This window comes from Cedecea neteri NBRC 105707 = ATCC 33855, assembly GCF_001571265.1.
Lineage (GTDB): Bacteria > Pseudomonadota > Gammaproteobacteria > Enterobacterales > Enterobacteriaceae > Cedecea > Cedecea neteri.
Genome location: NZ_BCTL01000017.1, coordinates 1 through 21966, shown reverse-complemented (window position 1 = coordinate 21966; position 21966 = coordinate 1). Strand labels below are relative to the sequence as shown.

Here is a 21966-nt window from a genome sequence, read left to right as displayed (position 1 = left end):
TTAACGCTTCTTACCGTGGACTTTGTGGTTATCAAACCAGTTGAAATAGCTCATCACACCGGAGGCAATGGCTGTCGCAATTTTCTGGCGGAAGGCAGTGGTGCCGAGCAGCTTTTCCTCACCCGGGTTGGTGATGAACGAGGTTTCCACCAGCACCGAAGGAATAGACGGAGACTTTAGCACCACGAATGCGGCCTGTTCCGTGCTGTGGCTGTGCAGCTTATGCACCGGTTTAATCTGCTTCAGAATGTGCGAGCCGAGCGTGAGGCTGTTTTTAATGGTGTCGGTCTGGACCAAATCGAACAGCACCTGCTGCAGGTAGTGATCTTTGTCTTTCACTTTGCTGCCCGCTACGTCATCCGCGGCGTTCTCTCTGTCGGAGAGATATTTTGCCATGGCGCTACTTGCGCCTCGGTTGGAAAGAGCAAAGACCGAGGCACCTGCGGCGGTTGGGCTGGTGAAGCCATCCGCGTGGATAGACATAAACAGATCTGCGCCGTGCTTGTGGGCTATCTCTACCCGGTCGTACAGCGGAATAAATTCGTCCGTTGTGCGGGTCAGCCTGGCGTCTATCCCGTTGCTGCGCAGAATGCTGCGCACGTTTTTGGCGATGGCCAGGACCACGTGTTTTTCTTTCGACCCGCCGTGGCCAATAGCCCCGGTGTCGATACCGCCGTGGCCCGGGTCGAGCATCACAATGCGCTTAGCCCCCGATTTTTTAGCCACTTTGCTGTGGGAATTGGTGGTTTTCAGCGATTTGGCTTCTTCCTTTGCCAGCGCTTTGTTCATACCGGTTAGCGTTAACGCCGCTAAACCCGTGAGCAGGACCTGGCGGCGCGTCGTAAGTTGCGTTAGCGATTTAATTTTGCTCATGCGGATGAATTATTTATCTTATGGAGTCCAGATGGGAAGTTATAACGTATCGGCAGCATGCAAACGACACTCTGGCGTCAGAAATGTATATCCATTCGTTTCATTTCGTGACTGGTCGGAGATTATGCCATTTTTTTCGCGCTTTTGCGGCAGTTATTGGCTTAACGGACGGTTAACGCCATAATCAACCTTTTACGGCTTAAGGTGGCTAATACCATGGAAATTCGCGTTTTTCGCCAGGAAGATTTCGAAGAGGTCATTACCCTTTGGGAGCGCTGCGATTTACTGCGCCCATGGAATGACCCTGAAATGGACATTGAACGTAAGCTGCATCACGACGCAGACCTGTTTTTAGTCGCTGAGGTGGGCGGTGAGATCGTGGGATCGTTGATGGGCGGCTATGACGGCCACCGGGGTTCAGCCTATTACCTGGGCGTGCATCCGGAGTTTCGGGGCCGGGGCATTGCTAACGCGCTGCTGAACCGGCTGGAAAAGAAGCTGATTGCCCGCGGCTGCCCGAAAATCCACATCATGGTGCGCGAAGAGAACGATCTGGTTATCGGCCTCTATGAAAAGCTCGATTACGAACACCAGGACACCATTTTGCTCGGCAAGCGGCTGATTGAAGATCAGGAATATTAATTTTCAGATGTGTTTATGCCATGTATCCGCCTGCTGATTACGACTCACAGGGCAACCTAAAAGCACCGCTGCTGTTCTGGGCGGTGTTGTTATTACAGGCCCGTACCTGGGTTTTGCTGGTGCTTGCCGGGGCTTCTCGTCAGCAAGGCGACGCGCTGCTGGGCCTGTTTTATCCCGATCGCGATAACTTTTGGCTGGGGCTGCTCCCCGGCATTCCGGCCGCTTTGGCCTTTATGCTCAGCGGGCGACGCCACCTGTGGCCTCGATTCTGGCGTGCATTCCGCTGGGTATTGATTGCGGCTCAGGTCGGGCTGCTGGTGTGGCAGCTTGCGTTACTGGCAGGTGATGAAGCGCTGACCGGCACCACAATCGTTCTGCTGGCGGCCGATCTGTTCGCGCTTTGGTGGTTGCTGGCTAACCGCCGCCTGCGGGATTACTTTGCCCTGAAAAACGAGTTAAGCGGCACTTTTTGACATCCCCGTACTCCAAAGGCCGTTACCATTTTTTGAAAAGGAATCATCAATGAAATCTCTGCGCCTGATGCTGTTAGGCCTGCCGCTGGTTCTGAGCGGCTGTTCCACGCTGTCTGCCGTTAACTGGTCGTCCGCTTATCCGTGGAACTGGTTTGGGTCTTCCGTTGAGGTGAGCGAGCAGGGCGTGGGCAAATTAACCTCTGCCACCGCGATGGATGAGAAGGCCGTGAGCGAGGGATTAAACGATAACTATCGCCTGCGTAGCGGCATGAAAACTGAAAACGGCACCATCGTGCGCTACTTTGAGGCGATGAAAGACAAAGACGTCAAGCTGGTGGTGAACGGCGAAAAAGGCAGCGTCAGCCAGGTTGATGTCATGGATGAGGACATTAAAACCGCCGGCGGAGTGAAAATTGGCACGCCTTTCAGCGACCTTTATGACAAAGCGTTCGGGGCCTGCGAAAAGGGCACCGGCGACGATGCGGAAGGGGTTATTTGTAAGGCACCGAACAGCCAGCATATTAGCTATCTGTTTAAAGGCGAGTGGCACGGGCCTGAAGGGCTAATGCCGTCGGATGATACGCTGAAGAAATGGACGCTTAACAAAATTATCTGGCGTCGATAAAATCTGCGCCAGGTTTGCGCCGCCGCAAGTCGGCGTTAATGAATCAGGTTAAAATAGCCCGATAAATGCCACCTCCGGTGGCATCTTTTTTTCAGGAGGAATCATGTCTCGGGTTCAAAGCGGCATTCTGCCGGAACATTGTCGTGCCGCCGTTTGGCTGGAAGCTTCTGTCCAGGGCGACTTCAGCGCGCTGAGCGCAGGGTGCAAAACCTTTATTGATGCGCTGAACGCTTTCCAGGAAAAATTCCCTGACGCAATGCTCGGGGCCACCATCGGTTTCGGGCACGATCTGTGGCGTGACCTCAGCAAAGGCGAAGGTGCCGCAGAGCTGAAAAACTTTACGCCATTGGGCAAAGGCCTGGCGCCAGCCACCCAGCATGATGTGATGATCCACATTCTTTCTCTGCGCCATGACGTGAACTTCTCCGTGGCTCAGGCCGCGCTGGCCGCGTTCGGCGATGCGCTGAAAATTGAAGAAGAGATTCACGGCTTCCGCTGGGTGGAAGAGCGCGATCTCAGCGGCTTTGTGGACGGTACCGAAAACCCGCAGGGCGAAGAGAATCGCCGCCTGGTTGCCGTTATCAACGAAGGCGTGGATGCCGGCGGTAGCTACGTGCTGGTGCAGCGTTGGGAACATAACCTGAAGCAGCTTAACCGCCTGAGCGTGCACGACCAGGAGATGATCTTCGGCCGTACCAAGCAGGAAAACGAAGAGATTGACGGCGACGCACGTCCGGTGACTTCTCACCTGAGCCGTGTCGATCTGAAAGAAGACGGCAAAGGATTGAAGATTGTGCGCCAGAGCCTGCCTTACGGCACCGCCAGCGGCGTGCACGGCCTCTATTTCATCGCCTATTGCGCGCGTCTGCATAACATTGAGCAGCAGCTACTGAGCATGTTCGGCGATACCGACGGCAAGCGCGACGGTATGCTGCGCTTCACTAAACCGGTCACCGGCGGCTACTACTTCGCGCCATCGCTCGATAAATTACTGAGTCTGTGATCCCCTTCGGCGTAGCGTTTGCTACGCCGTTTTCTTATATCCCTTTCTTCTTGTAAATCGCCAAACGGTATATAAAAGCGTTACAGCTTTATCGCTCGTTATAAATACACTGAACGTCAGTTAATCATGACTATCATCACATTTATAAGGGCGAAGCATGGCAATCAGGTCAGTCAAAAAAGTATGGAACGCGCTCGCTGTCTCTTTGCTGCTGGCAGGCTCTGCCCATGCAACAGAGCTGCTGAATAGCTCTTATGATGTGTCCCGTGAGCTGTTTGCCGCGCTGAATCCACCGTTTGAAAAACAGTGGGCGCAGGAGAATAACGGCGACAAGCTGACGATAAAACAATCTCATGCCGGGTCATCAAAACAGGCGCTGGCCATTTTGCAGGGCTTAAAAGCTGACGTTGTAACTTATAACCAGGTGACCGATGTTCAGATCCTGCACGATAAAGGCAACCTGATCCCGGCGGACTGGCAGAGTCGTCTGGGGAACAACAGCTCGCCTTTCTACTCCACCATGGCTTTCCTGGTGCGTAAGGGCAACCCGAAGAACATCCACGACTGGAGCGACCTGGTACGCCCGGACGTAAAACTGATTTTCCCGAATCCTAAAACTTCCGGTAACGCCCGTTATACCTATCTGGCGGCCTGGGGGGCAGCAGACAAAGCTGACGGCGGCGACAAAGCCAAAACCGAGCAGTTCATGACCCAATTCCTGAAAAACGTCGAAGTGTTTGATACCGGCGGCCGCGGCGCGACGACGTCCTTCGTCGAGCGTGGGCTGGGCGACGTGCTGATCTCTTTTGAGTCAGAAGTGAATAACATTCGTAACCAGTACGCCAAAGACGGTTATGAGGTCGTAGTACCGAAGGTGAACATCCTGGCCGAATTCCCGGTCGCCTGGGTAGATAAAAACGTGAAGGCCAACGGCACGGAAAAAGCGGCGAAGGATTACCTGAACTATCTCTATAGCCCTCAGGCACAGACCATCATCACCGATTACTACTACCGCGTGAATAACCCGCAGGTAATGGACAAGCTGAAAGATAAATTCCCGCAGACCGAGCTGTTCCGCGTGGAAGATGCGTTCGGCGGCTGGCCTGAAGTGATGAAAACGCATTTTGCCACCGGCGGGGAGCTGGACAAGCTGTTAGCGGCGGGGCGTAGTTGATGTTTGCCAGTCGTTCAAAACGCGTGCTGCCGGGGTTTACGCTTAGCCTCGGCACCAGCCTGCTGTTCGTTTGCCTGATCCTGCTGCTGCCGCTGAGCGCGCTGGTGATGCAGCTGGCACAAATGTCTTTCTCCCAATACTGGGACGTTATCACCAATCCGCAGGTGGTCGCCGCCTATAAAGTCACGCTGCTTTCCGCCGCGCTGGCTTCGGTATTCAACGGCGTATTCGGCCTGTTAATGGCGTGGATCCTGACCCGCTACCAGTTTCCTGGCCGTAGCCTGCTTGATGCGCTGATGGATTTACCGTTTGCATTACCGACCGCAGTAGCAGGTTTAACCCTCGCGGGGCTGTTTTCCGTTAACGGCTGGTACGGCGAGTGGCTGGCGCAGTTCGGCATCAAAGTGACCTACACCTGGCTGGGGATTGCCGTCGCGATGGCGTTTACCAGCATTCCGTTCGTGGTGCGTACCGTTCAGCCCGTGCTGGAAGAGCTGGGGCCAGAATACGAAGAGGCCGCTGAAACACTCGGCGCGACCCGCTGGCAGAGCTTCCGCCGCGTGGTGCTGCCGGAGCTTTCTCCGGCGCTAATGGCGGGCGTGGCGCTCTCCTTTACCCGCAGTCTGGGTGAATTCGGCGCGGTTATTTTTATCGCGGGGAACATCGCCTGGAAGACCGAGGTGACCTCACTGATGATCTTCGTGCGCCTGCAGGAGTTTGATTACCCGGCAGCCAGCGCAATTGCGTCGGTTATTTTGGCCGCATCGCTGCTGCTGCTGTTCACCATTAATACGCTGCAGAGTCGCTTTGGTCGGCGCGTGGTAGGTCACTGATGACGGACGTAACCGCTTTGAAAAGCTATAACCGCTCCCGCATTAACTGGGAGAAATGGGCGCTTATCGCCATCGGCGTGCTGGTCTCTTTTTTGATTCTGGTGGTGCCGGTCGCGTCTATTTTTGTGGAGGCCTTTTCCAAAGGGCTGATGCCAGCGCTGCAAAATATCGCCAACCCGGACATGCTGCACGCCATCTGGCTGACGGTGATGATTGCCCTGATTACCGTGCCGGTAAACCTGGTGTTCGGCACGCTGCTTGCCTGGCTGGTGACGCGCTTTAACTTCCCTGGCCGCCAATTGTTGCTGACGCTGCTGGATATTCCGTTTGCTGTTTCCCCGGTGGTTGCGGGCCTGGTTTACCTGCTGTTTTACGGATCTAACGGCCCGCTGGCGGGCTTCCTTGATGCTCACAACCTGCAGATTATGTTTGCCTGGCCGGGAATGGTGCTGGTGACTATTTTCGTCACCTGTCCGTTTGTGGTGCGCGAGCTGGTGCCGGTGATGCTGAGCCAGGGCAGCCAGGAAGATGAAGCCGCGATTTTGTTGGGGGCTTCCGGCTGGCAGATGTTCCGCCGCGTGACGCTGCCCAATATCCGCTGGGCGTTGCTTTATGGCGTGGTGCTGACTAACGCTCGCGCTATCGGCGAGTTTGGCGCGGTGTCGGTGGTATCCGGCTCGATTCGCGGCGAGACGTTCTCGCTGCCGTTACAGATTGAACTGCTGCAGCAGGATTACAACACCGTCGGCTCGTTTACCGCCGCGGCGCTGTTAACCCTGATGGCGGTTTTGACGTTGTTCTTAAAGAGTGCAGTGCAGTGGCGCCTGAATAATCAGGAAAAACGCCTGAAGCAGGAGGAAAATCATGAGCATTGATATTGCCAATATTAAGAAGTCTTTTGGACGCACCCAGGTGCTGAACGATATCTCGCTGGATATCCCTTCTGGTCAGATGGTGGCGCTGCTTGGGCCGTCCGGCTCCGGTAAAACCACGCTGCTGCGTATTATTGCCGGGCTGGAGCATCAGAACAGCGGCCGCATTAGCTTTAACGGCACCGACGTGAGCCGCATGCACGCCCGCGACCGTAAAGTGGGCTTCGTGTTTCAGCACTATGCGCTGTTCCGCCATATGTCGGTGTTCGACAACATCGCCTTTGGCTTGACGGTTTTGCCGCGCCGCGAACGTCCTTCTGCGGCTGGTATCAAACAGAAAGTCACCAAACTGTTGGAGATGGTGCAGCTTTCCCATCTTGCAGACCGCTATCCGGCTCAGCTTTCCGGCGGGCAGAAGCAGCGCGTGGCTCTGGCGCGTGCGCTGGCGGTTGAGCCGCAGATTCTGCTGCTGGACGAGCCTTTTGGCGCGCTGGATGCTCAGGTCCGTAAAGAGCTGCGCCGCTGGCTGCGCGAGCTGCACGAAGAATTAAAGTTCACCAGCGTGTTTGTGACACACGACCAGGAAGAAGCGATGGAAGTTGCTGACCGCGTGGTGGTGATGAGCCAGGGGAATATCGAGCAGGTGGATACCCCTGAATCTGTCTGGCGCGAACCGGCAACCCGCTTCGTGCTGGAGTTCCTGGGCGAGGTTAATCGCCTGAAGGGCGTGATTCGCGGGAGCCAGTTCCACGTCGGCGCGCACCGCTGGCCGCTGGGCTTCACGCCGGCCTATCAGGGCGATGTCGATCTGTTCCTGCGCCCGTGGGAAGTGGACGTCAGCCGCCGCACGAATCTTGATTCGCCGCTGCCGGTGCAGGTGCTGGAAGTCAGCCCGCGCGGGCATTACATGCAGTTAGTCGTGCAGCCGCTCGGTTGGTACAACGAACCGCTCACGGTGGTTCTGAAAGAGCAGCAAATCCCACAGCGCGGCGAGCGCCTGTTTGTGGGATTACAAAACGCTCGTCTGTACGAAGGGGCCAACCGTATTCAGGGTGTAGACCTGGCGCAGTCTGCCTGATAATTTACCCCGACAGGACACGCACAGGCGGCCCAATGTGGCCGCTTTTTTCTTTTATTGCGGGCAGGCAAGTGATCACTTTAGAAAGCACAATTGGCAATACTCCTCTGGTTCGACTGCAGCGCAGCGGGCTGACCAACGGCAGCGAAATCTGGGTCAAGCTTGAGGGCAACAACCCTGCTGGCTCGGTAAAAGATCGCGCGGCGCTGTCGATGATTGTTCAGGCGGAAAAGCGTGGGGAAATTCAACCCGGCGATACGCTGATTGAGGCAACCAGCGGCAATACCGGCATTGCGCTGGCGATGATCGCCGCGCTCAAAGGCTACCGCATGAAGCTGCTGATGCCGGACAACATGAGCATGGAGCGTAAGGCGGCGATGCAGGCCTATGGCGCTGAGCTGATTTTGGTCAGCAAGGCCCAGGGCATGGAAGGCGCGCGCGAGCTGGCGCAGCAGATGGCCGATCGCGGCGAAGGTAAGATCCTCGACCAGTTTAATAACCCGGATAACCCGCTGGCGCATTACACCACTACCGGGCCAGAGATCTGGCGTCAGACCGAAGGGCGTATCACTCACTTTGTTTCCAGTATGGGCACGACGGGCACAATTACCGGCGTCAGCCGTTTTATGAGAGAGCAAAGCAAGCCGGTGACAATCGTCGGGCTGCAGCCGGAAGAAGGTAGCAGCATTCCGGGCATCCGGCGCTGGCCTGAAGAGTGGCTGCCGAAGATTTTCAACCCTACTCTGGTGGATGAAGTCATCGATATGGCGCAGACGGAAGCCGAGCAGACGATGCGCCGCCTGGCGATGGAAGAAGGGATTTTCTGCGGCGTGAGCTCCGGTGGGGCGGTGGCAGGTGCGCTGCGCGTAGCCAAAGCAAATCCGGGGGCCGTGGTGGTGGCTATTATTTGCGACAGAGGCGATCGCTATCTTTCTACCGGCGTGTTCGGGGAAGAGAGCTACGTTCAGGGCGCGGGCATCTGACGCGATAAGCCAGGAAAAGGTCGCCTGAGGCGATCTTTTCCTGAAAGCACCACGTTACTTCACAACCGGGTTTTTATGCAGGCTCAACGCCTTCATAAACGTTTCATCAAGCTGTAAATGCTGTTTCACCAGCTCAGGCGGCGTGCTGGCCAGCCACTGGTTGAGCGAAATATCCGCGTAATAGTCGCTTTTAAATAGTTCCAGGAAGCGCAGGGTCGTGGTGCCGGTATTCTCGATATAGTGCCCCATCGCAAAGGGGACGTAACCGACATCACCGGCGCGGTAATCAAATGTTCTGGCCTGGCCCGAAGAGGCGAAAACGCCCATTCTGCCTTCCCCTTCAAGATAGTACTGCCATTCATCGTTATTAGGGTGCCAGTGAAGTTCTCGCAGTCCACCGGGCTCTATTTCCACCAGCGCAGCGGCAATAGTTTTCGACACCGGGAAATTAGATGAATCAGTTATTCTGACGGTGCCGCCCGGGGCTTTGATGGGATCCTGCGCCAGCATATGGTGGGTGAAATTAATCTCCGATTTAGCGGCGCCATTAATACTGTCGGCGGCAAGGCTGCCAGGCACCGTACCCGCAAAAATATATTCATCGGCAGGCGAAGGCAGTTTGGAAAATGTGGAGACGGGAACCTGGAAGTTTTTTGCTAATATCTCCGGCGGAATATGTTTAAACCAGTCGGATAACAGGAACGTACTGTCTTCATCAAATCCGCCGTCGTCAAAGGCCAAAAGAAACTCACAGCCGTCCGGCCCGATACCCTGAATGGAATGAGGAATGCCCGGCGGGAAATACCATAAATCACCGACGCCGATATCATCCACAAACCAGCCGCCTTTTGCATCGAAGGCCGTTACCCGCGCATTGCCGTAGGTCATATAGGCCCATTCACCCTCTTTGTGCCAGTGGAGTTCCCGGATGCCTCCGGCATTAAGGCGCATATCCACCCCGGCGATGGTGGTCGAAATCCCCAGCTCGCGTTTTGTCACCTGCCTTGTCCAGCCGCCGGTGCCTTTTCTGACATGGGCATCGCTAAAGGAGTAGCGCAGGTTTGGCAATGTGCCGCTGTCGGTAGAAGGTGGATTAACTATGTCCGGGTTTTCAGCTTCCCGAATGGGGTCGTGCGGGCCGGGATCCCGTACGCTTGCCGGGTAGGATTTTACTTTGTCATCGTGGGCATGGGCCTGGCCCGTGGCTAATACGACGGTGCCGCCTGCGGCAAAGGCCATGAAGCTTCTTCTGGATATATCTTTCATATAATAGCTTCCTTATATTCATGCAGAGTGAGGTTTATTCTCCGGAGGGAACTTTGGTTATAGGTGAGGTGATGAATTTTGAGTGGATGAAATTGTAAAATTGACTGGAAGAGACAATGTAAATAAAAGGAGGTGAGAATATATTCTTGACGGGTAAGGGGGGAGTTGTTGATGGAGTGTTTAAGTTGGTTGTTATTAATAAATGGGTAACTCGCACTAATCGGTAATAATATTTTGTTCATCGTTCAGGTGGTGTATTTTCAAAAGTGTAACACCAGAAAGAAAATATTACTTTTGTCGTTGATTCGATAAATTTGAATGATGTCAGTCGTCTGTTTGTTATTGTCGGAATAAAGAGGATGCTCTTCTCGTGGTTGTGTCGCCCGGGTCTGGCTATAATGGCCGCTCAGCAATTCGGGCCTCGGCGGCCTGGCGGGCAAGGGGAAAAAATGAGTCAGGATAGCGATATACAGTCGGTATTGTTTCACGATGCAGGCAGGGCGCTACAAACAGATATTGTGGCGGTGCAGTCTCAGGTGGTTTACGGCAGCGTCGGGAACAGTATCGCGGTACCAGCGATTCAGCAGCATGGCTGGCGGGTGATGGCGGTGCCAACGGTGTTGTTCAGCAACACGCCACATTACGATACGTTTTATGGCGGTGTGATCCCGGCGGACTGGTTTAGCGGTTATCTACGAGCGCTCGAAGAACGAGATGCCTTACGCGAACTGAAGGCCGTGACGACAGGCTACATGGGCAGTGCGGAGCAAATCCATCTACTGGCGGAGTGGCTGCGTGAACGGCGCGAAAGTCATCCTGAACTGTTGATTCTTGTCGATCCGGTGCTGGGAGACACCGACAGCGGCATTTACGTCAAAGCGGGTATTCCCGAAGCTTATCGCACCGCGCTGCTGTCCCATGCTCAGGGGATCACGCCTAATCTCTTTGAACTGCATATTCTGACCGGGATGCCGTGCGACACGCTGGAACAGGCGGTTATCGCGGCCAGAAGCCTGCTGTCTGACACGCTGCGCTGGGTGGTGATTACCAGTGCGCCGGGGAATAGTGCTGATACGATTTCCGTGGTGACTGTGACCGCCGATGCGGTGGATGTGACCAGCCATGAGCGTGTGGTAACCGACCTGAAGGGAACCGGGGATTTGTTCTGTGCCGAATTGGTCAGCCGTATTCTGGAAGGGAAAAAGGTGGCGGTGGCGGCAGGGGAGGCGGCGCATCGGGTGTTTGAAGTGATGGCCTGGACTCAGGCGCAGCGCTCAGATGAGCTGATTCTACCGCGCTGAATCGCAGCCAATAAAAAAGGCACCTAAGGGTGCCTTTTTCTCTGCATGAATCTTACTTCTTGATGCGGATAACCGGGGTTTCGCCCACGGTTACGCTACCCGTCAGTTTGATCAGCTCTTTGATTTCGTCCATGTTGGAGATAACAACCGGCGTCAGGGTAGACTTGGCTTTCTCTTCCAGCAGCGGCAGATCGAACTCAATGACCACGTCGCCTTTCTTCACGCGCTGGCCTTCTTCAGCGATGCGCTTGAAGCCTTCGCCTTTCAGCTCAACGGTGTCGATACCAAAGTGAACGAACAACTCAATGCCGCTATCGGATTCGATAGAGAAGGCATGGTTGGTTTCGAAGATTTTACCGATGGTGCCGTCAACCGGAGCAACCATTTTGTTGCCGGTTGGTTTGATAGCGATCCCATCACCAACGATTTTTTCAGCAAACACGACGTCCGGCACGTCTTCAATGTTAACGATTTCGCCAGACAGTGGAGCAACGATCTCAATGGTTCCGGTGTCGCTATTGCCTTTGTCACCGAACAGTTTACTAAATAACCCCATTAGCCTTCTCTCCTAAGCAGTAATTTGGGCAGCATCTCGTGAATTAGCAGATTGTTTTTTCTTCAATGAACTTGTTAACCAGCGTCATTAACTCGTCCGTTGTCGGTTGAGCAAGAGCCTGCTCTGCTAACACTTTCGCATCTTCGAAGTTCGTGTTACGAATAATCTTCTTGATACGTGGGATAGAAATGGCGCTCATACTGAATTCGTCCAGGCCCATCCCAAGCAACAGAAGTGTAGCACGTTCGTCGCCCGCAAGCTCACCACACATACCGGTCCATTTACCTTCTGCGTGAGAAGCATCAATAACTTGCTTAATCAGAGTCAGTACGGACGGTGACATCGGCTGGTAAAGATGTGAAATCATATCATTACCGCGGTCAACTGCCAGGGTGTACTGAGTTAAATCGTTGGTGCCGATGCTGAAGAAGTCCACTTCTTTGGCCAGGTGACGAGCAATCGTCGCGGCCGCAGGGGTTTCAACCATCACGCCGATTTCGATGGTTTCATCGAATGCTTTACCTTCGTCACGCAGTTCCTGCTTGAAGATTTCAATCTCTTTTCTCAGTGCACGCACTTCTTCAACGGAGATGATCATCGGGAACATGATGCGCAGTTTGCCGAAAGCAGAGGCGCGCAGGATGGCACGAACCTGGTCACGCAGGATCTCTTTGCGATCCATGGCGATACGAATGGCACGCCAGCCCAGGAACGGGTTCTCTTCTTTAGGGAAGTTCATGTACGGCAGCTCTTTGTCGCCGCCGATGTCCATAGTACGGACGATAACCGCCTGAGAGCCACATGCTTCAGCCACGGCTTTATACGCGGCGAACTGCTCTTCTTCAGTTGGCAGCGAGTCACGGTCCATGAACAGGAATTCGGTACGATACAGACCCACACCTTCTGCGCCGTTACGCTCAGCACCGTCGATGTCACGCACGGTACCAATGTTGGCACACACTTCGACCTGGTGGCCGTCGAGGGTGATTGCTGGCAGGTCTTTCAGCTTAGCCAGCTCTGCTTTCTCAGAGGCAACCTGCTGTTGAACGGCGCGCAGCTCTTCGATCTGCTCGTTGGTCGGGTTAACGTAAACTTTGTTGTTAACCGCGTCGAGGATCAGATAGTCGTCGTTTTTCACGTCGGAGGTCACGCTACCGGTGCCCACAATCGCTGGCAGCTCAAGGGAGCGCGCCATGATGGAGGTGTGGGAGGTACGTCCGCCGATGTCGGTGATGAAACCCAGCACCTTTTTCAGGTTCAGCTGTGCGGTTTCAGACGGCGTCAGATCTTTAGCAACCAGGATAACTTCATCCTTAATTGCGCTTAAATCGATAATGTTCAGGCCGAGAATGTTCTGCAGCAGACGTTTACCGATGTCACGTACGTCAGCAGCACGTTCTTTCAGGTATTCGTCATCCAGCTCTTCCAGAGCCGTTGCCTGGCCTTCAATCACTTCGTACGCTGCGGCGTCCGCCGTGACCAGCTTGTCTTTGATAAGGGCTATGATTTCCTGCTCGAGCTCTTCGTCTTCCAGCAACATAATGTGGCCTTCGAAGATAGCTTCCTTTTCTTCACCGAAGGTCTCGCCAGCTTTAATTTTGATCGCTTCTAACTGCTCGGATGCTTTGGCGCGCCCGCTGAGGAAACGTTCAACTTCCTGCTCAACTTTGTCGGCAGAAATTTTCTTCCGGTCGATGACAATTTCATCTTCTTTCAGCAGAAGTGCTTTGCCGAAAGCGATACCCGGGGATGCTAAAATGCCTGAAATCATAACCCTACCTTACTTGTGACTGATATTTACGAAGAACCCAGAACTTACTCGAGTTCAGCCATCAGTTTTACTAAATGCTCAACGGCTTTCTGCTCATCTTCGCCTTCGGCGGAGAGCGTCACTACGGTGCCCTGAGTCAGGCCCAGCGTTTGCAGCTTGAACAGGCTCTTAGCGCTGGCGCTTTTGCCGTTGGAAGTCACGGTGATTTCGGAAGTGAAGCCTTTAGCTTCTTTAACAAACTGAGCAGCAGGGCGGGTATGCAGACCGTTCGGAGCGGTAATAGTTACTTCTTGCTGGAACATTGTATTTCCCCAACTTATAGGTTTAGTGTTGTGGAACTAAAGTCTAGCCTGGCGGCCACACTTTAGCCTGTATCGTTAGCGCCATCGTCGAAGGAGCGAGGCACTGGATGCATGGGAACCGTGAAAAAAACGCCAACAGCGTTTCACAGATTCATCATCATTATGCCGTGAAAAGCAGATAGGCACCAAATCGTTAAATCGATTCAGCAGGTGCATCTCACAGCTTGATTAATTTCGCGCATCAAAATAATTGCTGGTTAAATACCAGACCTGCGGGGGTAAGCGCAATGCCGATGAGGGTGAAAGTTTGATGTATGCCACAAAAAAGCACCCTCACGGGTGCTTTTTTAAGCATATATCAAATACTGGCATTACTGTTGCAGTTCTTTCTCAGTGAACAGATCGGCAAACAAAGCAGTACTCAAATAGCGCTCCCCGGAGGACGGAAGGATAACCACAATATTCTTATTGGTAAAGGCTTCGTCTTCCTGAAGTTTCAGCGCGGCGGCAACGGCAGCGCCGGAAGAGATACCGGCCAGAATACCCTCTTCGTCCATCAGGCGGCGAGCGGTAGAAATGGCATCGTCATTGCTGATGGTGACCACTTTGTCGATAAGCTTAAGATCGAGGTTGCCAGGGATAAAACCGGCCCCGATACCCTGAATTTTATGCGGGCCAGGCTTCAGCTCTTCACCCGCCAGCGCCTGAGTGATCACTGGGGAATCCGTTGGCTCTACCGCTACGCTAATCAGCGAGGTTTTGCCTTTGGTGTTTTTGATGTAGCGACTAACGCCTGTCAGCGTACCGCCGGTGCCGACGCCGGCGATAAACACATCCACTTCACCATCGGTGTCTTCCCAGATTTCCGGACCGGTGGTTTTTTCGTGAATTTCTGGGTTTGCCGGGTTGCTGAACTGTTGAAGCAGCAGGTATTTAGCCGGGTCGCTGGCGACGATCTCTTCGGCTTTCTGGATAGCGCCTTTCATGCCTTTAGCGCCTTCGGTCAGCACCAGGTTTGCACCCAGTGCTTTTAACAGCTTACGGCGTTCGATGCTCATGGTTTCCGGCATGGTCAGCGTCAGCTTGTAACCGCGCGCTGCCGCAACATAGGCCAGAGCGATACCGGTGTTGCCACTGGTAGGTTCGACTAACTCCACGCCAGGCTTCAGTACGCCGCGTTTTTCGGCATCCCAAATCATGTTGGCACCAATGCGGCATTTGACGCTGAAGCTTGGGTTACGGGACTCCACCTTAGCCAGAATGCGTCCGTTGCCGATACGGTTCAGGCGAACCAGCGGCGTGTGGCCGATTGTCAGGGAGTTGTCTTCATAAATTTTGCTCATGGCTCGTCCTTAACTGTCTGAATTTTGGGATACCGGTCCAGCATACCTGCTCAGGAAATATGCGGAAGTAAGGAAATAGCATATCTATAGGTGGAAGGGGAATAAGCCAATGCAACATGGAATAAGCAATGGCATAAGCGGCTTCCCCTTCCGCAGGGCGTTATTTCCACATGGCGTGTTTTGCCCGATAACAGTCCACCCACATGGCAGTCGCACCGCAGACGGCAACCGGCATGATAAACAGGTTCAGGACCGGGATCAGCGTGAACAGGCTCACCAGCGCGCCAAACTGCATGTTGACGACCTTTTTCTCGCGAAGCGCTATGCGCATCTGTTTGAACGGCACTTTATGGTTATCAAAAGGGTAGTCACAGTATTGAATAGCCAGCATCCAGGCGCTAAACAAGAACCACAAGACCGGAGCAACGGTTTGACCGATGCCTGGGATAAAGTAGAGCAGCAGCAGGACAATAGCGCGTGGCAGATACCAGGCCAGCTTTTGCCATTCTCGTTTCATGATGCGAGGTAAATCTTTCATTATGTCGAGCACGCCCGTATCCGGCGGCGTTGCGCCCGTAAGGCGAGCTTCAAGCTGCTCTGCCAACAGGCCGCTAAACGGCGCGGCAATCAGGTTGGCGATTGTCGAAAAGAAGTAACCAAACACCAATAACACCGAGAGCGTTACCAGTGGCCAAAGCACGTAACTTAGCCATTGTAGCCAGTCCGGCACGTGGCTCATCATCGACGGGATCCAGACATCAAGGCGGGTGAACAGCCACCAGAAAGCGCCGCCAAGCAAGATGATATTGACCAGCAGCGGCATCAGAACGAAGCGCTTAATGCCAGGTTCGCGGACCAGTTTCCAGCCCTGGGAAAAATAATACACGCCACTACGCGGCGGGGTTCCGGAAGATGAAACCATAATCTGAGCAGACTCCTTATCAGGTCAATGCAGTTAGCTGCTTTGCTATCATAACTGACAACATTCAGAAAAACTCGCCAGGAATTGGTCGAAAAATCAGCAAAAAGGTGCGCTTAGGCTATCTTTATGGTGAGAAAACCGTGCTCGCACTTGCACTTGAGCAGATGGGCAAATACTCTTAGTGAGTAAATGTTTGCCGCGGTGGCAAGGTGTTAGAACAACAGAGAATATAATGATGCAGGATTTGCGTCTGATATTAATCATTGTTGGCGCAATCGCCATAATAGCCTTACTGGTACACGGTCTGTGGACCAGTCGTAAGGAACGCTCGTCCGTGTTCCGCGATCGCCCTTTAAAACGTATGAAGTCGAAGCGCGACGAATACGAAGAAGAGGACGATGAGGAAGAGGAAGGCGTCGGTGAAGTGCGCGTACGTCGTACTGCTCCTGTGCCGGAGTCTGCTTCTCATGAAGCGAATGCCCCACGTCAGCCTCAGGCACCTCAGCACAATTATGAGCCGCCGTATGCGTCAGCAGAACCTCGTCCTGCGCCGCAGCCGCGCCAGCCTGAGCCGGTAACCCCGCGCCACGTTGAGCCCGCTCCTCAGCATGTTGAACCTGTGCGTCCTGTAGCACCTGCAGTGCCAGCCCCGGCGCCAGTGCCTGAGCCACAGCCGATTGCGCCAGTTCAGCCCGCACCACAGTTCACTGCTGAACCTGTGCCAAAGCCTGTTGCTGCCGAACCAGCACCGCAGCCTGCGCCGGTGAAGAAAGAGACGGTGATTGTGATGAACGTCGCCGCCCACGCGGGCACGATGCTGAACGGTGAACTGCTGCTAAACAGCATTCAGCAGGCCGGTTTCAAGTTTGGTGAAATGAATATTTTCCACCGCCATCTTAGCCCAGATGGCAGCGGTCCGGTTCTGTTTAGCCTTGCGAATATGGTTAAGCCAGGGTCCTTCGATCCTGAAAATATGGCCGATTTCGCCACGCCAGGCGTGACCATCTTTATGCAGGTGCCATCCTACGGCAATGCAGCGCAAAACTTTAAGCTGATGCTGCAGTCTGCACAGCACATCGCCGATGAAGTCGGCGGCGTGGTGATGGACGATCAGCGTCGCATGATGACTCCGCAGAAGCTGCGCGAGTACCAGGACAGGATCCGCGAGGTTCTCGAAGCCAACGCCTGAATCCTGGCCTGAATCTTCCCCATAAACCCCCGCCTGTCGGGGGTTTTTTATCATTGATGGTGCGATATGGACTCAATCGAACAACAACTTAACCACCTGCGAACCACGCTTCGCCATCATGAATATCTGTACCATGTGCAGGATAATCCTGAAATTCCTGATGCAGAATACGACAGGCTGATGCGCGAACTGCGTGCGCTTGAAGAAGCTCATCCGGAACTGATTACCCAGGATTCACCGACCCAGCGAGTTGGTGCTGCGCCGCTGAGTGAATTTACCCAGGTACGGCATGAAGTGCCGATGCTGTCGCTCGACAACGTTTTCGACGAAGCAAGCTATCTGGCGTTCAACAAGCGCGTGCTGGACAGGTTGAAAAGCAGCGATGCCCTGACGTTTTGCTGTGAGTTAAAACTGGATGGCCTGGCGGTAAGCCTGTTGTATGAGGACGGTGTTCTGGTGCGGGCCGCAACGCGGGGCGATGGTACAACGGGTGAAAACATCACCGCTAACGTTCGAACTATTCGCGCTATACCGCTCAAACTTCAAGGGGACAATATTCCACGTCGCCTTGAGGTGCGTGGTGAAGTCTTCTTACCGCAGGCAGGCTTCGAAAAAATCAACGAAGAAGCTCGCCGCACCGGCGGGAAAGTGTTTGCTAACCCGCGCAATGCCGCAGCCGGTTCATTGCGCCAGCTAGATCCGCGAATTACCGCTAAACGTCCGCTGACCTTCTTCTGCTACGGCGTGGGGCTGCTGGAAGGCGGTGAACTGCCGGCCAGCCACATGGCGCGTTTGCAACAGTTTAAGGCCTGGGGATTGCCGGTCAGCGACCGCATTCGCCTTTGCAGCACGCCGGAAGAGGTGCTCGCGTTTTATCATCAGGTAGAGATCGATCGCCCGACGTTGGGCTTTGATATTGACGGCGTGGTCATCAAAGTTGACTCGCTTGCGCTGCAGGAAACGCTGGGCTTTGTGGCGAGAGCGCCGCGCTGGGCCGTCGCGTTTAAATTCCCTGCGCAGGAACAGATGACCACCGTGCGCGACGTTGAGTTTCAGGTAGGGCGAACCGGCGCGATTACGCCCGTAGCTCGTCTGGAGCCTGTGCAGGTTGCCGGGGTGCTGGTGAGTAACGCAACATTGCACAACGCCGATGAAATTGAGCGTCTTGGCCTGCGCATTGGTGACAGAGTCGTTATCCGTCGCGCCGGGGATGTTATTCCACAGGTTGTTGGCGTGGTGGAGTCGGAACGCCCGGAAGATACTCAGGCAATCGTCTTCCCTACGCATTGCCCTGTTTGTGGCTCAGACGTTGAGCGAGTAGAAGGTGAAGCCGTCGCTCGCTGTACCGGTGGCCTGATCTGTGGTGCCCAGCGCAAAGAGGCGCTAAAGCACTTTGTGTCCCGCCGCGCGATGGACGTGGACGGCATGGGCGACAAAATCATCGACCAACTGGTGGAAAAAGAGTACGTCGATACCCCAGCCGATCTGTTTAAGCTGTCGGCGGGCAAGCTCACCGGGCTGGATCGTATGGGGCCAAAATCTGCACAAAACGTTGTTGATGCGTTGGAAAAGGCCAAAGAGACAACTTTTGCACGATTCCTGTATGCCCTGGGCATTCGTGAAGTCGGAGAAGCTACCGCCGCAGGGCTGGCAGCGCACTTTGGCACGCTGGATGCGCTTATCTCGGCCAGCATTGAGGATCTGCAGAAAGTGCCGGATGTTGGCATTGTTGTGGCGACGCATACCTTTAACTTCTTTGCCGAAGAGAGAAACCGGGATGTTATCCGCCAGCTTACCGAAGAAGCCGGTGTTCACTGGCCCGCGCCCGTGATCGTCAAAGCGGAAGAAATCGATAGCCCGTTTGCCGGTAAAACCGTGGTGCTCACCGGCTCGCTGAGTGTTCTTTCACGTGATGAAGCCAAAGACCGGCTGACGGCGCTGGGCGCAAAAGTGGCCGGCAGCGTGTCGAAAAAAACCGATCTGGTTATCGCCGGGGAAGCGGCCGGCTCTAAGCTTGTCAAGGCACAGGAGCTGGGCATTCAGGTTATCGACGAAGCGGAAATGATTCGTTTGCTGGGTGACTAAATGGATAAAGAGCAGCTTATTGAGATAGCCAATACGGCGATGCCGTTTGGCAAATACAAAGGCCGGATGCTGATTGATTTACCGGAAGAGTATTTGCTGTGGTTTTCCCGCAAAGGGGAGTTTCCGCAAGGCCATCTCGGTGAGCTGATGGCCCTGACGCTGCTGATTAAAGTGGAAGGGCTGGACAACCTGGTCCGGCCCCTCAAGCGGCACTAAGTTCTGACGGCTGCGGTCTGTTTCTCACTGCTGGCTGCAGCTGCTTTTCTTTGATAACGGCGGGCCATACCTGCGCACACCATCAGCTGGATTTGGTGGAAGATCATCAGCGGCAGCACCATCATCCCTACCGCAGCAACCGGGAACAAAATGTTGGCCATCGGAATGCCGTTGGCCAGGCTCTTTTTCGACCCACAGAAAACAATCGTAATTTCATCCGCTTTGCTAAAGCCAAAGCGACGCGCCACAAAGATATTCACCGTTATCACGATGGCCAGCAGCACGAGGCTGGATGCCACGATGAACAGCAACGAACCCGCCCCAACCTTATGCCAGATACCGTGGGTTACGGCTTCACTAAAGGCCGAATAGACCACCAGAAGAATAGACGTCTGGTCAGTTTTGCCGATCCATTTCTTATTCTTCGCCACCCATGCGCCAATCCACGGCCGCATCAGATGCCCGGCCACGAACGGCACCAGCAGCTGCAGCATAATGCTGCCTACCTGGTGCAGGCTGCCGCTTGCACCCTGAACGTGCATCACCAGGCCGACCAGCAACGGCGAGAGAAAAATCCCTAACAAGCTAGACGCAGAGGCGGAGCAAATAGCCGCCGCCACGTTGCCTCCAGCAATGGAGGTAAAGGCGATGGCCGACTGCACCGTGGCGGGCAAAATGCAGAGATAAAGGAAACCGCTGTAAAGCTCCGGGCTGACATTGACCGGCTTCCACCAGCTAAACAGCACGCCAAGTACCGGGAACAGGATGAACGTGCTGCACATCACCCACAGATGTAGCCGCCAGTGACTGCCGCCTGAGATCACCGCCTCTCGAGACAGTTTTGCGCCATGCATAAAGAACAACAGGGCGATGGCGGCGGTGGTCAGCCCCTCGAAGAAACCGACAAAACTCCCTTGTGCCGGAAAGAAAGAGGCCAGCAGGACGGTACAAACCAACGTTAAGGTAAAAGGGTCGACAATGCGGAGCAATTTCATAGCCATTCCTCAAAGGTGAAGGGCGCTATTGTGTTTCCGCTGGTTTCAGAAATAAAATTGATTTATTAAATGCATTGATGAAGAAAATAGATGAATTATTCCCTGCGTCAGCTTCGCGTGTTCGTCGCCGTAGCCCATGCCGGCAGTTTCAGTCGGGCAGGGGAAAGTATTGGGCTAAGCCAGTCGGCCGTTAGCCACAGCCTGAAGGAGCTGGAAGCCGAGTTGGGCGTTAAGCTGCTTGACCGTACTACGAGAGAAGTGGTGCTCACGCCTGCGGGAGAGCTACTGGCTCCTCGCCTGGAACGGCTGCTGGAGGAGTTGACCACAACGCTGCTGGATGCGCGCGTGGTGGGGCATCAGCTTAGCGGCACGGTTCGTGTGGCTGCCAGCCAGACGCTGTCTGCGCACCTCATGCCGCAATCTATCGCTGCCAGCGCAGAGGCTTATCCGAATATTCGATTTATGCTGCATGATGCGTCGCAGCAGTGGGTTTTGCAGAGCATCCGCCAGGGAGAAGTTGATTTTGGCGTGGTTATCGACCCGGTTCAGGCCAGCGACCTGGAGTGTGAAACCGTGCTGTCTGAGCCTTTTCTTCTGTTGTGCCGCAGCGATCATCCGTTTGCTAGCGCGGCGCAGATTGACTGGCAGGCACTACAGGGGCAAAAGCTGGTGCTGCAGGATTATGCCTCGGGCAGTCGGCCATTGATTGATGAGGCTTTTGCCCGGCAGGGGATTGAGGTGAACGTTGTCCAGCAGATTGGGCACCCCGCAACGCTGTATCCGATGGTAGAAGCAGGGATTGGTTTAAGCGTGTTGCCCGCGCTGGCGCTGCCTTTGCCTGAAGGGAGGCCGCTTATCGTCAAGCGGTTAACGCCGGTAATAAACCGACAGTTGATGCTGGTCAGGCGCAAGAACCGTTCGCTTTCACGTGCGGCGGAAGCTATCTGGCAGGAGGTTCGGGAGCAGGCCAGGCTGTTAACCCTGGCCCGTATTGGCGACCCGTTATTTATGGCCGGCTAGATATAAATATCAATCTGGTGGTCGTCGGAAGGCTTGTTCACCCCGGTCGCTTTTATTTGCTGCTGTTCTTGTTTCTGCTGGGCTTCTTCAGCCTGTTTGCGCTGAAGCTGGGCCAGCTGGGCCTGCAGCATTTTAATCTCGGCCTGGAGGATCTCGACTTGTTTTTTCTTCTCTGCGGCAGAGCGATCCGGCGTGCCGGAAACTTCTTTGAGTTTCTCGGTCAACTGAGTGATTTTTTTGCTGATTTGGGCAATCTGCGCGGCCGTACTGTTATCAGTGCTGCCGGAAGAGGAGCCTGTAGGCGTGCTGGTTGTCAGCTGAGAGCCCTGTAGAGCATTGCTGGATATTGTCGTCATCATAATTCCTTTGATGAAATGGTAAGGGAGTTATCGGCCTGACGGCGAGGAAGTTGATAATTTTTTGCGAAGGGGCTTAAACGGCAGA

At 54.4% G+C, this 21966-nt stretch carries 23 protein-coding genes; 14 read left to right on the top strand and 9 right to left on the bottom strand.

Annotated features, from left to right (window positions below):
- Positions 1 to 873, bottom strand: a complete 873-nt coding sequence (gene amiA, locus CNE01S_RS08575; RefSeq protein WP_061275174.1) for an N-acetylmuramoyl-L-alanine amidase AmiA — start codon at positions 871 to 873, stop codon at positions 1 to 3.
- Between the two features lie 216 nt (positions 874 to 1089).
- Here amiA and CNE01S_RS08570 point away from each other — a divergent pair, with 216 nt between their 5' ends.
- The 9 genes from CNE01S_RS08570 (at position 1090) to cysM (ending at position 8556) form a co-directional block, all read left to right on the top strand.
- On the top strand, positions 1090 to 1515 hold the full coding sequence (locus tag CNE01S_RS08570; protein WP_008459564.1) for a GNAT family acetyltransferase: 426 nt from the start codon (positions 1090 to 1092) through the stop codon (positions 1513 to 1515).
- A gap of 20 nt (positions 1516 to 1535) precedes the next feature.
- Entirely contained in the window at positions 1536 to 1988 is a 453-nt protein-coding gene (locus CNE01S_RS08565; RefSeq protein ID WP_061275171.1) for a DUF2919 domain-containing protein, read from the top strand.
- A 49-nt stretch (positions 1989 to 2037) separates the two neighbouring features.
- Positions 2038 to 2613, top strand: coding sequence for an RpoE-regulated lipoprotein (locus CNE01S_RS08560; protein ID WP_061275169.1), 576 nt, complete (start codon positions 2038 to 2040; stop codon positions 2611 to 2613).
- A 103-nt stretch (positions 2614 to 2716) separates the two neighbouring features.
- The gene (locus tag CNE01S_RS08555) at positions 2717 to 3616 is read left to right on the top strand and encodes a Dyp-type peroxidase (RefSeq protein WP_061275167.1); all 900 of its coding nucleotides are present in this window, start codon (positions 2717 to 2719) and stop codon (positions 3614 to 3616) included.
- 157 nt (positions 3617 to 3773) lie between these two features.
- The gene (locus tag CNE01S_RS08550; RefSeq protein WP_061275165.1) at positions 3774 to 4790 is read left to right on the top strand and encodes a sulfate ABC transporter substrate-binding protein; all 1017 of its coding nucleotides are present in this window, start codon (positions 3774 to 3776) and stop codon (positions 4788 to 4790) included.
- The gene (cysT, locus tag CNE01S_RS08545; protein ID WP_008459572.1) at positions 4790 to 5623 is read left to right on the top strand and encodes a sulfate/thiosulfate ABC transporter permease CysT; all 834 of its coding nucleotides are present in this window, start codon (positions 4790 to 4792) and stop codon (positions 5621 to 5623) included. The genes CNE01S_RS08550 and cysT overlap by 1 nt, the downstream gene beginning before the upstream one ends.
- A complete protein-coding gene (gene cysW, locus CNE01S_RS08540; protein WP_061275162.1) occupies positions 5623 to 6498 on the top strand; it encodes a sulfate/thiosulfate ABC transporter permease CysW in 876 nt (291 codons plus the stop codon). The genes cysT and cysW overlap by 1 nt, the downstream gene beginning before the upstream one ends.
- Positions 6488 to 7573, top strand: a complete 1086-nt coding sequence (gene cysA, locus CNE01S_RS08535; RefSeq protein ID WP_061275159.1) for a sulfate/thiosulfate ABC transporter ATP-binding protein CysA — start codon at positions 6488 to 6490, stop codon at positions 7571 to 7573. Before cysW ends, cysA begins: the two co-directional genes overlap by 11 nt.
- A gap of 71 nt (positions 7574 to 7644) precedes the next feature.
- On the top strand, positions 7645 to 8556 hold the full coding sequence (gene cysM, locus CNE01S_RS08530; RefSeq protein WP_061275189.1) for a cysteine synthase CysM: 912 nt from the start codon (positions 7645 to 7647) through the stop codon (positions 8554 to 8556).
- A 54-nt stretch (positions 8557 to 8610) separates the two neighbouring features.
- Here cysM and CNE01S_RS08525 read toward each other — a convergent pair whose 3' ends face one another.
- On the bottom strand, positions 8611 to 9822 hold the full coding sequence (locus CNE01S_RS08525; protein WP_061275157.1) for an oxalate decarboxylase family bicupin: 1212 nt from the start codon (positions 9820 to 9822) through the stop codon (positions 8611 to 8613).
- Between the two features lie 449 nt (positions 9823 to 10271).
- Here CNE01S_RS08525 and pdxK point away from each other — a divergent pair, with 449 nt between their 5' ends.
- Entirely contained in the window at positions 10272 to 11123 is an 852-nt protein-coding gene (gene pdxK, locus CNE01S_RS08520; protein ID WP_061275154.1) for a pyridoxine/pyridoxal/pyridoxamine kinase, read from the top strand.
- Positions 11124 to 11175: 52 nt separating this feature from the next.
- On the opposite strand, the gene crr is transcribed toward pdxK, so the two are convergent.
- The 5 genes from crr to cysZ form a co-directional block, all read right to left on the bottom strand.
- Positions 11176 to 11679 (bottom strand): PTS glucose transporter subunit IIA, encoded by a 504-nt coding sequence (gene crr, locus CNE01S_RS08515; RefSeq protein ID WP_008459580.1) that lies wholly within the window; start codon positions 11677 to 11679, stop codon positions 11176 to 11178.
- 43 nt (positions 11680 to 11722) lie between these two features.
- Positions 11723 to 13450: a phosphoenolpyruvate-protein phosphotransferase PtsI gene (gene ptsI, locus CNE01S_RS08510; protein WP_061275151.1), complete on the bottom strand. Its 1728-nt coding sequence runs from the start codon at positions 13448 to 13450 to the stop codon at positions 11723 to 11725.
- Between the two features lie 44 nt (positions 13451 to 13494).
- Positions 13495 to 13752, bottom strand: coding sequence for a phosphocarrier protein Hpr (gene ptsH, locus CNE01S_RS08505; protein ID WP_002913505.1), 258 nt, complete (start codon positions 13750 to 13752; stop codon positions 13495 to 13497).
- Between the two features lie 371 nt (positions 13753 to 14123).
- Complete coding sequence (cysK, locus tag CNE01S_RS08500) at positions 14124 to 15095, bottom strand: cysteine synthase A (protein WP_061275148.1); 972 nt, start codon at positions 15093 to 15095, stop codon at positions 14124 to 14126.
- Between the two features lie 160 nt (positions 15096 to 15255).
- Positions 15256 to 16017 carry a sulfate transporter CysZ gene (gene cysZ, locus CNE01S_RS08495; RefSeq protein WP_061275145.1) on the bottom strand — a complete coding sequence of 254 codons (762 nt, stop codon included), beginning with the start codon at positions 16015 to 16017 and terminating at the stop codon, positions 15256 to 15258.
- Between the two features lie 232 nt (positions 16018 to 16249).
- Here cysZ and zipA point away from each other — a divergent pair, with 232 nt between their 5' ends.
- The 3 genes from zipA to CNE01S_RS08480 all read left to right on the top strand — a co-directional run bounded on the left by zipA (position 16250) and on the right by CNE01S_RS08480 (position 19507).
- Positions 16250 to 17206 (top strand): cell division protein ZipA, encoded by a 957-nt coding sequence (zipA, locus tag CNE01S_RS08490; RefSeq protein WP_061275142.1) that lies wholly within the window; start codon positions 16250 to 16252, stop codon positions 17204 to 17206.
- 66 nt (positions 17207 to 17272) lie between these two features.
- Positions 17273 to 19291, top strand: a complete 2019-nt coding sequence (gene ligA, locus CNE01S_RS08485; protein ID WP_061275139.1) for an NAD-dependent DNA ligase LigA — start codon at positions 17273 to 17275, stop codon at positions 19289 to 19291.
- A complete protein-coding gene (locus CNE01S_RS08480; RefSeq protein ID WP_016537559.1) occupies positions 19292 to 19507 on the top strand; it encodes a DUF3820 family protein in 216 nt (71 codons plus the stop codon).
- On the opposite strand, the gene CNE01S_RS08475 is transcribed toward CNE01S_RS08480, so the two are convergent.
- The gene (locus CNE01S_RS08475; RefSeq protein ID WP_061275135.1) at positions 19504 to 20502 is read right to left on the bottom strand and encodes a bile acid:sodium symporter family protein; all 999 of its coding nucleotides are present in this window, start codon (positions 20500 to 20502) and stop codon (positions 19504 to 19506) included. The two genes, CNE01S_RS08480 and CNE01S_RS08475, sit on opposite strands and share 4 nt — an antisense overlap.
- Before the next feature lie 90 nt (positions 20503 to 20592).
- Between CNE01S_RS08475 and CNE01S_RS08470 the strand changes: the two genes are divergently transcribed.
- Positions 20593 to 21522, top strand: a complete 930-nt coding sequence (locus CNE01S_RS08470; protein ID WP_061275132.1) for a LysR family transcriptional regulator — start codon at positions 20593 to 20595, stop codon at positions 21520 to 21522.
- Here the strand turns inward: CNE01S_RS08470 and CNE01S_RS08465 are convergent.
- Positions 21519 to 21878, bottom strand: coding sequence for a FlxA-like family protein (locus CNE01S_RS08465; protein ID WP_061275129.1), 360 nt, complete (start codon positions 21876 to 21878; stop codon positions 21519 to 21521). The two genes, CNE01S_RS08470 and CNE01S_RS08465, sit on opposite strands and share 4 nt — an antisense overlap.
- Positions 21879 to 21966: the final 88 nt, after the last annotated feature.

Bases quoted from the DNA above. Each gene is read 5' to 3' on its own strand.
- amiA (WP_061275174.1), bottom strand. From the start codon at position 873: ATGAGCAAAATTAAATCGCTAACGCAACTTACGACGCGCCGCCAGGTC.
- CNE01S_RS08570 (WP_008459564.1), top strand. From the start codon at position 1,090: ATGGAAATTCGCGTTTTTCGCCAGGAAGATTTCGAAGAGGTCATTACC.
- CNE01S_RS08565 (WP_061275171.1), top strand. From the start codon at position 1,536: ATGTATCCGCCTGCTGATTACGACTCACAGGGCAACCTAAAAGCACCG.
- CNE01S_RS08560 (WP_061275169.1), top strand. From the start codon at position 2,038: ATGAAATCTCTGCGCCTGATGCTGTTAGGCCTGCCGCTGGTTCTGAGC.
- CNE01S_RS08555 (WP_061275167.1), top strand. From the start codon at position 2,717: ATGTCTCGGGTTCAAAGCGGCATTCTGCCGGAACATTGTCGTGCCGCC.
- CNE01S_RS08550 (WP_061275165.1), top strand. From the start codon at position 3,774: ATGGCAATCAGGTCAGTCAAAAAAGTATGGAACGCGCTCGCTGTCTCT.
- cysT (WP_008459572.1), top strand. From the start codon at position 4,790: ATGTTTGCCAGTCGTTCAAAACGCGTGCTGCCGGGGTTTACGCTTAGC.
- cysW (WP_061275162.1), top strand. From the start codon at position 5,623: ATGACGGACGTAACCGCTTTGAAAAGCTATAACCGCTCCCGCATTAAC.
- cysA (WP_061275159.1), top strand. From the start codon at position 6,488: ATGAGCATTGATATTGCCAATATTAAGAAGTCTTTTGGACGCACCCAG.
- CNE01S_RS08525 (WP_061275157.1), bottom strand. From the start codon at position 9,822: ATGAAAGATATATCCAGAAGAAGCTTCATGGCCTTTGCCGCAGGCGGC.
- pdxK (WP_061275154.1), top strand. From the start codon at position 10,272: ATGAGTCAGGATAGCGATATACAGTCGGTATTGTTTCACGATGCAGGC.
- crr (WP_008459580.1), bottom strand. From the start codon at position 11,679: ATGGGGTTATTTAGTAAACTGTTCGGTGACAAAGGCAATAGCGACACC.
- ptsI (WP_061275151.1), bottom strand. From the start codon at position 13,450: ATGATTTCAGGCATTTTAGCATCCCCGGGTATCGCTTTCGGCAAAGCA.
- ptsH (WP_002913505.1), bottom strand. From the start codon at position 13,752: ATGTTCCAGCAAGAAGTAACTATTACCGCTCCGAACGGTCTGCATACC.
- cysK (WP_061275148.1), bottom strand. From the start codon at position 15,095: ATGAGCAAAATTTATGAAGACAACTCCCTGACAATCGGCCACACGCCG.
- cysZ (WP_061275145.1), bottom strand. From the start codon at position 16,017: ATGGTTTCATCTTCCGGAACCCCGCCGCGTAGTGGCGTGTATTATTTT.
- zipA (WP_061275142.1), top strand. From the start codon at position 16,250: ATGATGCAGGATTTGCGTCTGATATTAATCATTGTTGGCGCAATCGCC.
- ligA (WP_061275139.1), top strand. From the start codon at position 17,273: ATGGACTCAATCGAACAACAACTTAACCACCTGCGAACCACGCTTCGC.
- CNE01S_RS08480 (WP_016537559.1), top strand. From the start codon at position 19,292: ATGGATAAAGAGCAGCTTATTGAGATAGCCAATACGGCGATGCCGTTT.
- CNE01S_RS08475 (WP_061275135.1), bottom strand. From the start codon at position 20,502: ATGAAATTGCTCCGCATTGTCGACCCTTTTACCTTAACGTTGGTTTGT.
- CNE01S_RS08470 (WP_061275132.1), top strand. From the start codon at position 20,593: ATGAATTATTCCCTGCGTCAGCTTCGCGTGTTCGTCGCCGTAGCCCAT.
- CNE01S_RS08465 (WP_061275129.1), bottom strand. From the start codon at position 21,878: ATGACGACAATATCCAGCAATGCTCTACAGGGCTCTCAGCTGACAACC.